Consider the following 14,119-nt stretch of genomic DNA (forward strand, 5'->3'; position numbering starts at 1 on the left):
TAGGCTAACGGAAACATTTAGCAAAGTGATTCTAAAAGGCTGAATATATCCCAATCTTGCACAATAGTTACTAAACGTCCTGATACCCCTCAAATATGTATTAACCGAAGTCTCTTTCATAGATTCCTTGCAAAGCCATATTAATTTTCCAATGGTGGCATCCGAATACCTGTTGTAGAGAAATAGAATTTGTCGGCTATCTCATTAAAATTTTAGACATAAAATAAACCACCTGACCTCTCAATTTTTACTTAAGAATCAGGTGGTCTAAAATGATGTTTCAAAAAAAAGAAAACCCTGAAACGCAGGATTTTCTAGGACTTGGTGGGCCATCACGGGCTCGAACCGTGGACACCCTGATTAAGAGTCAGGTGCTCTACCAACTGAGCTAATGGCCCATAAAATATGGCTGGGGCGGCTGGATTCGAACCAACGAAGTGCCGATTCCAAAGACCGGTGCCTTACCGCTTGGCTACGCCCCAATGAAATTATTTGGGGTGGATGAAGGGACTTGAACCCTCGGGTGCCGGAGCCACAATCCGGTGCGTTAACCGCTTCGCCACATCCACCGTATCAAAACTTCCGTGCCGCAAAAACAATATTAACAAACCAAAACTAAAATGTCAAGTCAACAATTGGAGCAAAATAAAGGGTCAAAAAAGCGCCTTCCAGCGCTTTTGCATTTTTCTGGCGCGCCTGAAGGGACTCGAACCCCTGGCACACGGATTAGAAGTCCGTTGCTCTATCCACCTGAGCTACAGGCGCATATAAAAAAACATCATGAAAATGATTGGAGCGGGTGATGGGAATCGAACCCACGTGACCAGCTTGGAAGGCTGGAGCTCTACCATTGAGCTACACCCGCACATTCTACGCTTCGACCGGACTGACAAAGACTAGTATAACTGAAACAGTTCCTTTGGTCAAAAACGATTTTTCCACCCCCAGAGACGATTCATCAGAATTAGGCATTCCATTCACCCTTTTACGCCTAATATCTCGTCCTTTCTAAGGATTTGAATTGCGAACTTTCCTGGCTGGAGGAAAAAATCTTTTTAATTTCCCATAAATTAAAGTATTTCCCGATCCAATCAGATTATACCGGACCTGATAACATTTTATGCAGTAAGGGCAGAGATGCTTTAAATGCTTTTCCCCGGTGGCTGATTAAATTCTTCTCTTCCATATCTAATTGAGCCATTGTTTTCCCGTATTCAGGCAGAAAGAACAAAGGATCATAGCCAAAACCGTTGGTTCCCGCCGGTTCCATAGCGATCAATCCCTCGCAGACCCCTTCACAAAAAGCCACTTGTCCGTCGGGCCGGGCTACGGCAATGGTGCAGCGAAACCTGGCTCTGCGACTGCTTGCCGGGACATTTTTTAACATTACCAATAATTTTTCATTATTTTTCTGATCATTTCTTTCCTCACCGGCAAAACGGGCCGAATAAACGCCGGGCAAACCTCCTAAGGAATCTACCTCCAGCCCTGAATCATCGGCCAAGGCCAATAATCCTGTTTCCTGCGCCGCAGCAAGCGCTTTCAGACGGGCATTATCCTGAAAGGTGGTGCCGGTCTCTTCCACCTGGGGAAGGTGGGGAAAATCACGCAAGGAAAAAACTTTCCAGGTGTAATCCCCTATTAAACTGACAAACTCGTTAAGTTTACCTATATTCTTGGTTGCTAAAAGGATTTCGCGCATTCATCTTCACCTGGTGATCCCAACTCCAAAATAAGCACTTTTTTTTGGGCATCAATCAGTTTATTGATCCCGTCTTCCGCCAGTTTCAGCAGCTGATCCATCTCATTTCTGGAAAAAGGATCTGCTTCTGCAGTGCCTTGGACCTCCACAAATTTTCCCGAACCGGTCATGACCACATTCATATCCACTTCCGCTTTGGAGTCCTCACTATAACATAAATCAAGCAACAATTCGCCGTTTACTTTTCCCACACTGGTCGCTGCCAACCAATCTGTGATGGGCAGCTCTTTCCAATGATACTCCTGTTTCAATTTGGTTAAAGCATCAACCAAGGCAATAAAACTACCGGTAATAGAAGTCGTTCTTGTGCCGCCGTCTGCTTGAATCACGTCGCAATCGATGTAAATGGTTCGTTCACCCAGTTTGGATAAATCGACCACCGATCTTAAGGACCGCCCGATCAGCCTCTGGATTTCATGGGTCCTTCCGGAAATTTTACCTTTTGCAGACTCCCGCACCGTTCTAATCTGAGTTGCCCTGGGAAGCATGGCGTACTCGGCAGTAACCCACCCCTGGGTACTCCCTTTTAGAAAAGGAGGTACCTTCTCTTCCACGGTAGCAGTACAGATTACTTTTGTCTCACCAATCTCTATAAAAACAGATCCTTCCGCATTCTTAATATAACCTCTGGATATTTTTACAGGCCTGAGCTGATCAGGCTGTCTTCCGTCTTCCCGCATGAACCCTGTCTCCTCTCATTGGGAGTATCTTTCCAAGCTTTAGTATAACATCAAAGATTCTCCTGGTAAAGCATGAGGAATAATGCAGAACCTGCGGCAGACTAACTATCGGTTAACTGAAAGGTTCCCACCGGGGGAACACTCAACCTCGCTAGTCTTTTTTATCCGCAGGTCCTAAATTTATTGTATCCTTTTTAAACATAAATATTTTAAAATAGTATATGTTGATACAATGTAAATTTTACCTGATTTTTAGCCCTTCCTGTGCCATAATTACCCGACCGTGAAAACCCTCCTCAGCTTCCCTCTTGATCACATTTAAATCATATTCCGGGAAAAAATGAGTAAGCATCAGCCGGCTTGCTTTGCTTTGAAAAGCAAGTTTTCCGGCCTCAGCCGCCGTTAAATGGCTGGCTTTGGCATAGTTCCGGTCTTTTTCCTGAAGACTGGCCTCGCAGATAACGAGGGATACCTGGCTGATAATATGGGGCAACTGTTCAAACCATGCTGTATCGGAAGTATATCCGTATTTTTTTTCTCCTTCCCAAACCACAAAACCATAGGTGACGATGGGGTGCCGGGTCTGGAAAGGGTGAAACTCCAACTGTCCCACCTGGAATTGAGATAATGCCTCTAAATCAATCAGTTCAAAGGCATCCTGACTTTTTTCTAAGGCCAGGAAATCAGGCTGAGGAGCAAAAGGGAGATATACTTTTAGCTTATCGCTCTTGCTCCCGGTTCTGAGAGCATACGCAATAGCATGGCGTAGGCAGTGGATATCCGCACAGTGATCCGGATGAAGATGAGATAGCACCACCGCATCAAGTTTACGAAAATCCAGATACCTTTGAAGCGCAGAAAATACGCCATGCCCACAGTCAAGCAGCACATTTATATCCCCGGAATTTACCAAATAGCCGGAACATGCTCCTCCGGCAGGAGGATACGGACCCCAACAACCTAAGACAGTGATTTCCACTAACATTCATTCCTTTCCCCGTACAAAATTGTCTGAAAGTCTCTGAAATGTTAATTGACATCAGCAGTTGGCATTGACCATTACGTGCGAGCATTCTTTGGCCTTTTTCCTTTTAATTTTCATTGTCCCCTTTCTTTTCATGAAACCTTTCCAAAAATGCAACAGCCCATAGCGCCGTTAAACTGAGGCTCTTTCGGAACAAGCACCTGTACTTTCAGTTCCCTTTGCACAATCTCTTTTATCGCCGGGTTAAAGGCAACGCCGCCGGTGAAGATCACGGGATCGCTGATCAGCTGACGCAGCATGGGCTTGACCCGGTTTACAATTGCCTGGTTAACTCCGGCAGCCAACCTGCTCACCGGTACTCCTTCAATTATTTTACCGATCAGTTCAGATTCTCCGAAAACAGCGCAAGTAGAGGAAAGTTCTACCGGGTCTTGATCATGTTTCCCTAATTCGTCCAAAGATATGCCTAAAACTTGGGCCATGTTTTCCAGAAACCTGCCGGAACTGGCGGCACACTTGTCATTTGTTTGGAAATCGATCATTTTCCCCTGCACCACTTTTACGACCTTGGTATCCTGTCCGCCCAGGTCCATTAAAGTAAAATTCTCACATCCGGTTTGAAAAGCCGCGCCCAACACATGGGCCTTAATTTCCGGAATCGCCGTGGCCCCCTCCACCTGAATGGTTAACCTGCCGTATCCCGTTGAAACGACTTTGGCGCATGGGGGGATGTGAAGTTTATCAAAATCAATGCGCAAATTTTCTCCCACCCGATGTCCATAGGTGCGGTAAAACTCAATGGTATCAAAACGGTAAAATTCCCAGCCCTGCTCCCCGTCCATGGCAATCTTCACATTTCTGCTGCCTAAATCGATCCCTAAAACCATCCCCTCACCTCACCATTTCCAGGAAGGCATCGATTCTCATTTTATTCCTGGCATCCAAAGGGCCGGGCCGGTCACCCTCCAGGCTCAACATAGGGCTATTTAATTTTGTCCGGAAGATGATATCCTCAATTTGGCGGAAGCAAAAGCTTTGGGTATAATGGATCAGCATATCCAAATCTCTTCGTTTACATTCCTGTCGAATATCGGCAACCCGATTTAAAACATGGTAAGGATACGTGTATTGGCGGTATTGTTCTAGTAAGTCCTCTGTATGAAAGGGCATAGAAAACTGCCGCTGCACCTCATTAAATACCACCCGGCCGCCTTTTTCCTCCAGATAATGGTAAAGATCAGTAATAATAGGGGGCACCCCCATAAAACCGATTCTAATTTTCTCTTGCTTCGGCGTTCTCTTTTTTGCTTCCCCAATGAAGTTTTCAGCTTCCTCCGCAAATGTATGGGGATTTCCATTAAAGTCACTGCAACTAACCTGGAAATAATGGTTTTCCCACCCGCTGACCAGGTTCTCCTCCCAGGTTAAACGGTCAATTTCCCACACAAGCCTTCGTACCTGATCCAGATCTTTCTTTGCCTTTCTTACCTCCTCCCAGCTAGTTCCTAACCTGTTCATTAATTTTTCTATTTGCAATTTCAACAAATCCTGATCCTGGTCAAAAGGAAAGGCAAAAGGAATAATTTCAATGCCTTCTAATTCCAGGGTTTCCATTAAAGCATGGGTATTGGAACAGTCCCCCTGGGTTACCGCAACCACTTTTTTAATATCGGGCACAGCTAAAACAGTTCCGTAAATCCCTTTAATCCACCCGCACAGATTGCGCGGATACCCGGCCATTTCTGCTTTTTCAATGGCCGCAGAGGTCTCCTGCCCCGTAATAAATACATTATTCAGATCTACCGGGATGCATCCTGCCGCATAAATGATTTCCACAGGAACGGTAGTTGTCATGCCAATTTTTTCTGTCAAATGATGCACCTCACCTTTATGTCTTAGAGTCCCCTTCTTAATATGTACCGATTTAGAAAAATAACTACCTGTTTTCGCTGCTTTGCTTATTTATTTAGTGAAAAGATATTTCTTTTAATTTCTATCCATTCGTCTCCGAAAAGAAATCTTTCAAGCCGTTGACAATGGATACGGCAACCTGATTTCTAAACTGCTCGTCCGAAAGCAAGACCTCCTCTTCAGAATTGGAAATAAAGGCTGTTTCCACCAGAATTGAAGGTACTGTGGTATACCTTAGTACCGCGTAGTTTTCTTCCCGGACTCCTAAATCTTTTCTCCCTAAACCCTCCAGCAGCCTGCTCTGAACCGCGGCGGCTAAACGCTGCCGGACTGCCCGCTGCTCCTCTAAACTGCTACCCACAGGAGCATAGAAATAAGTGGTAGTGCCGTTTAATGTCGCATTCAGGGATGCGTTGCAATGAATGCTGACAAAAACGTCGGCACATGCCTCATTGGCGATTTGGGGCCTGCCCTCCAAAGTCAGATTTTCCCTTCCCGGCCTGGTCAAAATTACGTTAAATCCCTCCCGGGTCAATAAATCGCCTACTTTTTGCCCAATGTCCAGCACCACATCACTTTCGTGAAGCCCGCCGGCGCCAATGGCCCCCGGGTCATAGCCGTCACCGGACTGGGAGATGCCATGGCCGGGATCGATCACAACGGTTTTTCCTGTTGGCCCGGAATAAGTCATATCACCAGAATAAGCAGTATTAATGGTAAGGGCACAGCCGTCCGGGCTCAAACCGGTCTGATAAGGAATCTCTTCGCTGAGATACACCACCAGCGCACTACAGTCTTTTTCCGCTTTGGCTTCTATCTTAGTAATGCCGCTTTCATCAATTGTTTCTGTATTTGAACCGTCCTTTAAAGCCCCGGCAAACTCCAAAAGGATTTTCGGCTCCCCGGCCAGTATCTTTTCAGAATACCCCAAGGGCTGGGTGCCCTGCACCGTAATTTTTATGCCCGAACCGGTTTTTGTCCAGTTCCAGCTGAGGGACTGGACATCGGTGCCTTCCGGCTGTCCCGGGGGAAGATCTTCCACCACTTCGCCCTGAATCCCCTGTTCCGCCGGGATATCGGTTGCTTCTTTTTCTGGGGCCGGCTCTACCAGCCAGCTTGCTATCCAGCCTTGACCTGTTGACCAGCTGATTTGATACCAGTCATTTTTTAGATCTATCGCTGTCACCTTCGTGCCCTGGGGAAAAGATGTTATTTTGGAAAAGGTTGTCCCTGGACCGGAACGCACATTCACCTGGGTTCCGTTGATCACCAATTCTCCTAATGCCGGATCTTTGGGGGATTCCGGATTTGACGACAGGAGTGCCGGTTTCACATAATCTTTGATCAGCCAACCGGTGGAACTATCGGACAGCTGAATTTTTAGCCAGCCCTCTTTTTCCTCAAGAACTGTGAACTGCTGTCCTGCCGTTGCCTGTCCAACTTTGGCAAAGGTTGTTCCCGGGCCGGATCTAATATTCAAAAGGCTTGTATCCACACTGACCGTTTGGGTCGCCAAAGCGGCCACGGGAGCGATGGCGCATATTATGGCAAACAGGATCAAAAACCAGAGCCTGAAAAAGCGGCCTTTTACTTTCCCTTTCATTATTGCCCTCCTAAAACCCACAAAATTCCAAAATAACTATTTCTCGCTTTTTTACGACTTTCCTCCTTAAAAATTCGAAATTTTGTATTTTTTGTATAAATACTAGAAAACTTGGCTTGCGCCAAGCCTCTGGTGACGGCGGAAGCCTTAGTTGCACTTATACTTTCAACCTTTTGAAACTTATAAATTCTGAAAGTACAAAAAAACTGAGCCTTTGGCCCAGCTTTTTTACCCTTATGCGGCAAGGATTTGTCTATAGGTGTTCCCGGATCCCGACAAGTCCTTTAGGATTTTCATATTTCTTGGTGCAATTTTGCTCCGTTATTACTTGTTTAGGATAATTTCCTCATTCCGTGCCATTGTGGTCGATACATCCAAATGACCGGCAATGGTTTCCACCGTTTGCCCATCAACCAATATTTGCACCTCTTTGACACTAGGAAACTGGGTGAGGGTATCGACGATGGAATAAACTGTCATTTCTTCACCGGTGGAACCTCCCGGATGATTCTTCACCAGTTCTCCGCTAAGGTCTACCACACATACCCCATCAGGGCGGACATTGATATCCAGGAGCTGGGTCCCTACCGGAATGGTAGGCAGGAGACCGGATTCCACACTCGGTCCGGCAATCAGTTCCTGCATGGCCGCCCTGGCAATGCCTTCTACTTTGGGGATGGTCCTCATTTCACATACCAGATGTTGTTGCGCCTCATCACTGAAATAAAGGGATATTTCTTTGGTCTCTCCGGAAAAAGTACCGTCCTGAGTCCCTGTCCCTTCGGGTTCTCCAGGATTTTCCGCAATTGGTGCCTCCCCGCCCTGTTTCCAGGCCTGAAGCCGATCGATAAGAGCACATCCTGCAGTAGCCGTAACCAAGATTACCAACAGTAAAACAAAACCGATGCCGAAGATATTTTGCTTCCCTTTGAGCAGCCTCATTTTGTTCTTCCCCTCCTCATACGACTTTCATTAATTTAATATGTGGATTTAATAATATGTATAGAGAAGGAGGAGTTTTTAGTACAAGGTTTTGAAAAAAAACAATAAAACTCTTGCCGCCGAACAAAAAAGCTTTACCCGCGATAGGTAAAGCCTTATTGTTCCACTCTTTTCACCGGTTGACCGTACATTTACAACGAATATACTTCTTCTCCCGATAATACTTTAATGTTGTTTTTTTGCAGGGCAGTTACGGCCTCGTCAATTTTTTCCACCCGAAAAATATTTAACGCTTCATGCCCTGATTGGCCTACAAAGGCATACAGGTACTCCAAATTAACACTCTCTTGATCCAATACTTCCAATACCCGGGCCAATCCACCGGGAGCATCAGGCATTTCAACAGCGATTACCTCCGTACTGCTCACAGTAAAGCCGTTTTCTTTCAAGGCTTGATAGGCCAGATCAGGCTTATCAACAATTAACCTGAGAATGCCAAAATCCGAAGTATCGGCAATAGAAAGTGCCCGGATATTCACACCGGCAGCAGCTAATAATTTGGTTACAGCAGCTAAACGGCCCCGCTTGTTCTCCAAAAATACGGATATTTGCTTAACCTTCATCTTGCATCCTCCTTTATTCAGACGAACGTATGCTCATTCCATGAGCCTGATAATTCATTGTCTCCCGTCTGGAGAAAAATGTCAATGCTAAATCACCCGTTTATCTGTAACTCTTTTTGCTTTCCCTTCACTCCGGGCCAGTGTTTTCGGTTCTACCAAGGTAACCTTGCAGGAAATTCCCAACACACTTTCAATTTCCTTTCGAATCACATGCTCCAGTTCCTCCAGCCGTTTGATTTCATCAGAAAACATTTGATCCGATACTTCCACCTGGACTTCCAGGGTATCTAAATTATTGATCCGGTCCACAATCAAATGGTAATTGGGCGTGGTATTGCCGATTTCCAAAAGGACACTTTCGATCTGGGAAGGAAAAACATTAACCCCCCTGATAATCAGCATGTCGTCACTCCGTCCGGTGATTCTGTCCATTCTGACATGGGTTCGTCCACAGGCACACTTTTCCACGTGCAGACAGGAGAGGTCTCTGGTCCGGTAACGAATCACAGGAAAACCTTCCTTGGTGATGGTGGTAAACACCAGTTCCCCCATTTCTCCGTAAGGAAGAGGCGCACCGGTTTCCGGATTAATAATTTCCGGAATAAAATGATCCTCCCAAACATGAAGACCGTTTTTGGCACCGCATTCCATAGAAACACCAGGTCCCATCACTTCACTTAAACCATAAATATCATGGGCGCTGATCCCTAATCTGCTCTCAATTTCTTTTCTTATCCCCTGGGACCAGGGTTCTGCCCCAAAAATTCCCACACGAAGTTTTATTTCATCCTTACTGATCCCCAATTCTTCCATTTCCTCCGCCAAAACCAGGGCATAGGAAGGCGTACAAGCAAGGGCGGTACTGCCGAAATCCCTCATAATCATAACCTGTCTCTTGTTATTCCCCCCAGAAGTCGGGATCACCGAAGCACCAACCTTTTCTGCCCCATTGTGGATACCTAGCCCGCCGGTGAATAAACCATACCCGTATGAGATCTGGATCACGTCCTGTTTGGTAACTTCTGCGCAGCCTAAGGACCTGGCGATCAGTTCGGCCCAGTTGTTCAGGTCCTGACGGGTATAGCCCACCACGATAGGCTTTCCTGTGGTTCCGGAAGAAGAATGGATCCGGACAATCTCACTTAACGGCACTGCGAACAATCCATAGGGATAATTATCCCGCAAGTCCGTCTTCACGGTAAAGGGCAGTTTTCTTAAATCCTCCAGGGATTGGATGTCCTCAGGCTCCACGCCCAGCTCCTGCATGGCTTTCCGGTAGTGGAGCACATTATGGTAACACCTTTCCACCATCTGCTTTAGTCGTTCCAACTGCAGTTGTTCCAGCTCTTCTCTTGGCATACATTCGCATTTTTCATTCCAATACATGCGTATCCCCCCATCACAAAACACTTATTATGATAAAAAACAGGTAAATTAAAAAAGCACTTTTCGTCTGAAGGGACGGAAAGTGCACCGCGGTACCACCCAAGTTGGTTAAAACCCACTCATTAAAGTACGGGATAACAGGTGCAAATAAAAAAACCTTTTGGCCTTAAGGACAAAAAGCTTATCACCACCTTACGGTTCAGCACAGCGTACTGCTATCCGATACCTGTTTTCTGTAACGGGAAAAATGCCCGACATAGGCTACACCTCGGAAAAAACGTCCGAGTTTCACCGTGCGGTTCGGGAGGGAATTTCGGTTAACTTAGCTTTAAGATGCTTTCAGTCTCCGGCACCTATTCCCTGTAAAAGTATCCATTAACTTACTTGTCTCCGTCATTACCTTTAATTTATGAAGTTAAAAACATTTTATCATAGAATTTTACCGCTTAGCAAGAAGGAAAAAGTAATTTTTTCACCTGCATGCTTAATTATACACGATTTAAGTTTCACAGAGATCATATGACTTCCCGAGGGACCCTCTATGATACCCTTGATGCGTTAGAGCATCCGATCTTTTTTATTTTATTTCTTGGCTCATTAAGTAATAGTCATGATATTTTTTCTCCGGCATTAAACCGAGCTCATCTTTCATGGTTTTTTCATAGGCTTGATACAATTTGATAAATGCTTCCGTATTGTGCGTATTCATGTAAAGCTCTAATAACATCCGGCAGCCTTCTTCTGTTAAAGGGTTATAGCGTAAAAGGCGCCTTAAAATGTTTTCTGCTTTGTTCATTTTATTTTTTTTCTGATAATAATCCGCCATCAACACCAATAATTCCTCATATTTTCGATCCAGATATTCTCTGATTTCATAAGCCCAAGAATAATCTTCCTCTTCCAGGAAACATCCCTTATACGATTCTATCACCTGGTGACATCGATCAATATTGTCCTCGTCAAGGGTAAGATTTTTGTGGAGAAAACGCAGCAACTCAATATAATCACAGGTCCCGTCATAAACCTCTAAACTATAATCTTCTTTCAGCAAGAGGATGGACCGGTCCACCCCAAAGTCCTCTAGATTCTTTCTTAGATAATACATGGTGACATAGAGGTTATTATGGGCTTTCTTCTCCTCAATACCGTGAAAAAGAACCGTGATCAATTCATTTTTGGTACACGTCTTTTCATGTTTATATAACAGATACAGAAAGAGTTCTTTTGTTTTATTGGTGCGCCATTTGAGAATCTCTTTCGTCTGACCGTTTTTGATGATTTCAAATTTACCAAAGCATTTAATAAAAATGGATTCCGTTGTTTTATGCAGTTCCCTTTTGATCGTGCATTGCTCCATGAGCCGGGCCATGGTCTTTTTAAAGCGTTCCCTGACAATAGGCTTTAAAATATAATCTACGGCATGCACATCAAAAGCCTGCAAGGAGAATTCATGGTGTGCCGTGACAAATACGATTTCCGTCTGTATGGCGATGTCCTGGATTTTTACGGCGAATTCCATCCCGTTGATGCCGGGCATATCAATATCGAGAAAAACCACATCCGGCTTTTTCGTTTCCATGAACTTAAGGGCTTCAATGGGATTCGTGTACATTCCCCAAATACTCACATCACGGTAACTGCTTAAAAAGTATTCTAATTCTTCCAGGGCAGGTATCTCATCATCTACCAACAGAACGGAAATCATGGTCGGCCTCCATTAGGGGTATTTCTATCAAAACAGTGGTCCCTTTACCAGCTTCGCTTTTGATGCTTAAGGTTTTTCCGTAGAGTTTTTTCAGCCTTTGATTGATATTTCTTAACCCCACCCCTTCTTGCGCCATATCACCATTCAGCAGGGACCTCAGCTTTTCTTCGGACATGCCGATCCCATTATCCCGAATATCGATGATGATGCTCTTTTCTTTTTCCGTAACGGATAAAATAATGGTCCCCCCCTCCGGTTTGGGGCGCAAACCATGAATCACCGCGTTTTCCACAATGGGTTGGACGATCAAGGGCGGTACGTTAATAGAAACATTTTCAATATGATATTGCACATGAAGCTTCCTGCCCCATCTGGCCTGTTCGATGGCAATATAAGATTGTACCAGGCTTATTTCTTTCTCCATGGGTACGGAATCTTCCAGATTGGTAAAGTCAAAGCAGCCTCTTAAATAATTGCTGAATTCCACCAGCAATAACCGGGCTCTTTCACTGTCCTTCCGTGAGATGGAGATAATGGTATGCAGGGCATTGTGGATAAAATGGGGTCGAATCTGGGAGTGCAGAAATTTTATCTCCGTTTTTATCGCCCGCTCCACAGATTTTTTCAGTTCGACCAGGGTTCGTACCCGGGCCCTCAATTCACCCGGTTCAAAGGGCTTGGCTAAAAAGTCGTTGGCGCCGGAATCAAATCCCATCAAGATGCTGTCGGTATAATTTCTTCCCGTTAACATCAGCACCGGTAAGATATAGCGGTCTTTTGTCTGCCGAATGATTCGGCAGACCTCGTAGCCCAACAGTCCGGGCAATACTAAATCTAATATCACCAGGCAAAGGTTGGGATTGGCCTGGATCATCTCTAAAGCCTGTTTTCCATGATGCGCTACAGCGATGGAATACCCTTCCCGCTTCAAGACACTCATGACCGCCTGAATGCTGGCATCGTCGTCGTCGACGATGAGAATTTCATCGGCCTTCCAAGTTAAATTCTCCGGAGGCTTGGACCAAACTAATTTAGGGTGAAAACGGGGAATGATCCCTGTGATTTCCCCATCTTCCTTCCTGATTCGGCCCTTGTAAATAGGCAGGGAAAAGCAAAACCGGGCCCCTTTGCTTTCCTCGGAGACTACAGAAATCTTTCCTCCATGCAATTCCACCAGGTGTTTTGTGATGGACAGCCCCAGGCCTGTACCACTGTAACTCCTGGTGCAGGGCCCCTCGATCTGATAGAAGGATTTAAAAATGTCCTCATATTTATCTTTGGCAATACCCCTTCCCGTATCTGCCACCGTGATTTTAACCAGGTCCTCCTCGACCCATAGGGAGGTGGTAATTTCTCCCCTTTCCGTAAACTTGAGCGCATTATCCAGGAGATTATAAAATATTTGTTTGATCCTATCCTCGTCTCCCCATACCGGGGGAAGGTTTTCCGGGACATGCCAGCGAAAAAGGATCCCCTTTTTCTGGTTCAGATGCTCAAAAACCACCATCATCTGTCGGACCAGATCCTGGAGCCGGAGACCTCTTTTGTTCAGTTTAATATCCCCATTCTTTAACTGGGAAACGTCCAGAATGTCATTGATTAAGTTTGACAGCCTCCGGGCAGAGATGCTGATCATGGCTAACTGCTCTTTTTGTTCCAGGGAAAGTTTTCCCGATACCCCTTCGCCAAGGGACTCGGCAATGCCAATGATGGCATTTAAGGGTGTTTTCAGTTCATGAGAAGTATTGGCTAAAAACTGATCCTTCAGTCTATCCAGGTCTAATAGTTTTTCCGAGCTTTCCCGCAGGGCTGCTTCGGCCTGCCGCTGTGCCGTTACATCCAGGATCGTGCCGAACATGCGTATCGGATGGCCTTCAGCATCCCGGTCCACCTCAATATCCACATTTACAATGCCCGCGCTGCCGTCAGGCCGGATGATGCGGTGTTCAATCTGCACCGGCTCCTTCCGGGTCAAGGCCTTTTCCACCTCTGCGTTCATCCGGGAAAGATCATCCGGGTGCACCAGTTTCTGGGCCGACTCGTACGTGACATCAAAATCGGCATCACCTGCATAAATGCGCCGGGTCTGGGGCGACCAGCACAATTCCTGCTTGGCGATATCCAGGGTCCAATAGCCCACTCCTCTGATGCGCTGAGCCCGCTCCAGCATCGCCATCGTCTCGCGTAAATCGCCCTCCATTTTTTTGCGCGTCCTAATATCTTTGAATAGGATGAGTACCGTGATCCCAAAAGAGATGAAAACACAAAATAGCTCTATCCGGGTGTGAAATAGGATGTAATTGAAGAAACTCAGCGCGCAAATGGTCAGAAGCGCAGCTCCTAACAATAATTTTTCCTTAGGAAGCAAATATGCGATTAAGTCCCTTCCCTTGATGGTCATGCCGTCACCCCTTCTGTGCAGGAAAAGAGATTATTAGACATACCCGCTTAGCTTTATTTGTTCTATAATTGGATAATACGACATTATTTGACAATTACCTTTAACAAAACTCTTCTTTTTT

General features: G+C 45.5%; 11 protein-coding genes and 5 tRNA genes. All 16 read right to left on the reverse strand.

Annotated features, from left to right (window positions below; all coding sequences use genetic code 11):
• Positions 1-322: 322 nt before the first annotated feature.
• A tRNA-Lys gene (locus DCMF_RS12830) sits at positions 323-398 on the reverse strand.
• 8 nt (positions 399-406) lie between these two features.
• Positions 407-482: transfer RNA gene (locus DCMF_RS12835), tRNA-Gln, on the reverse strand.
• Positions 483-493: 11 nt separating this feature from the next.
• Positions 494-569, reverse strand: a tRNA-His gene (locus DCMF_RS12840).
• A 119-nt stretch (positions 570-688) separates the two neighbouring features.
• A tRNA-Arg gene (locus DCMF_RS12845) sits at positions 689-765 on the reverse strand.
• Between the two features lie 26 nt (positions 766-791).
• A tRNA-Gly gene (locus tag DCMF_RS12850) sits at positions 792-865 on the reverse strand.
• A 231-nt stretch (positions 866-1,096) separates the two neighbouring features.
• Positions 1,097-1,702, reverse strand: a complete 606-nt coding sequence (locus tag DCMF_RS12855) for an XTP/dITP diphosphatase (RefSeq protein ID WP_148134788.1) — start codon at positions 1,700-1,702, stop codon at positions 1,097-1,099.
• Complete coding sequence (rph, locus tag DCMF_RS12860) at positions 1,684-2,442, reverse strand: ribonuclease PH (protein ID WP_148134789.1); 759 nt, start codon at positions 2,440-2,442, stop codon at positions 1,684-1,686. Before rph ends, DCMF_RS12855 begins: the two co-directional genes overlap by 19 nt.
• A gap of 241 nt (positions 2,443-2,683) precedes the next feature.
• Positions 2,684-3,427, reverse strand: a complete 744-nt coding sequence (locus DCMF_RS12865) for an MBL fold metallo-hydrolase (protein ID WP_148134790.1) — start codon at positions 3,425-3,427, stop codon at positions 2,684-2,686.
• A gap of 131 nt (positions 3,428-3,558) precedes the next feature.
• A complete protein-coding gene (locus DCMF_RS12870; RefSeq protein WP_148134791.1) occupies positions 3,559-4,314 on the reverse strand; it encodes an acyl-CoA dehydratase activase in 756 nt (251 codons plus the stop codon).
• Positions 4,315-4,318: 4 nt separating this feature from the next.
• The gene (locus tag DCMF_RS12875) at positions 4,319-5,281 is read right to left on the reverse strand and encodes a 2-hydroxyacyl-CoA dehydratase family protein (RefSeq protein WP_148137888.1); all 963 of its coding nucleotides are present in this window, start codon (positions 5,279-5,281) and stop codon (positions 4,319-4,321) included.
• A 139-nt stretch (positions 5,282-5,420) separates the two neighbouring features.
• Positions 5,421-6,941, reverse strand: a complete 1,521-nt coding sequence (locus tag DCMF_RS12880) for an N-acetylmuramoyl-L-alanine amidase (protein WP_148134792.1) — start codon at positions 6,939-6,941, stop codon at positions 5,421-5,423.
• Between the two features lie 324 nt (positions 6,942-7,265).
• Positions 7,266-7,883: a GerMN domain-containing protein gene (locus DCMF_RS12885; RefSeq protein WP_148134793.1), complete on the reverse strand. Its 618-nt coding sequence runs from the start codon at positions 7,881-7,883 to the stop codon at positions 7,266-7,268.
• Between the two features lie 191 nt (positions 7,884-8,074).
• A complete protein-coding gene (locus DCMF_RS12890) occupies positions 8,075-8,506 on the reverse strand; it encodes an ACT domain-containing protein (protein WP_148134794.1) in 432 nt (143 codons plus the stop codon).
• Between the two features lie 87 nt (positions 8,507-8,593).
• Positions 8,594-9,892, reverse strand: coding sequence for a phenylacetate--CoA ligase family protein (locus DCMF_RS12895; RefSeq protein WP_148134795.1), 1,299 nt, complete (start codon positions 9,890-9,892; stop codon positions 8,594-8,596).
• Positions 9,893-10,469: 577 nt separating this feature from the next.
• Positions 10,470-11,597 carry a response regulator gene (locus DCMF_RS12900; RefSeq protein ID WP_148134796.1) on the reverse strand — a complete coding sequence of 376 codons (1,128 nt, stop codon included), beginning with the start codon at positions 11,595-11,597 and terminating at the stop codon, positions 10,470-10,472.
• Positions 11,572-13,797, reverse strand: a complete 2,226-nt coding sequence (locus DCMF_RS12905; RefSeq protein WP_214659314.1) for an ATP-binding protein — start codon at positions 13,795-13,797, stop codon at positions 11,572-11,574. Before DCMF_RS12905 ends, DCMF_RS12900 begins: the two co-directional genes overlap by 26 nt.
• Between the last annotated feature and the right edge of the window lie 322 nt (positions 13,798-14,119).

The organism is Candidatus Formimonas warabiya (genome assembly GCF_002777255.1).
Classification (GTDB): Bacteria; Bacillota; Dehalobacteriia; order Dehalobacteriales; family Dehalobacteriaceae; genus Formimonas; species Formimonas warabiya.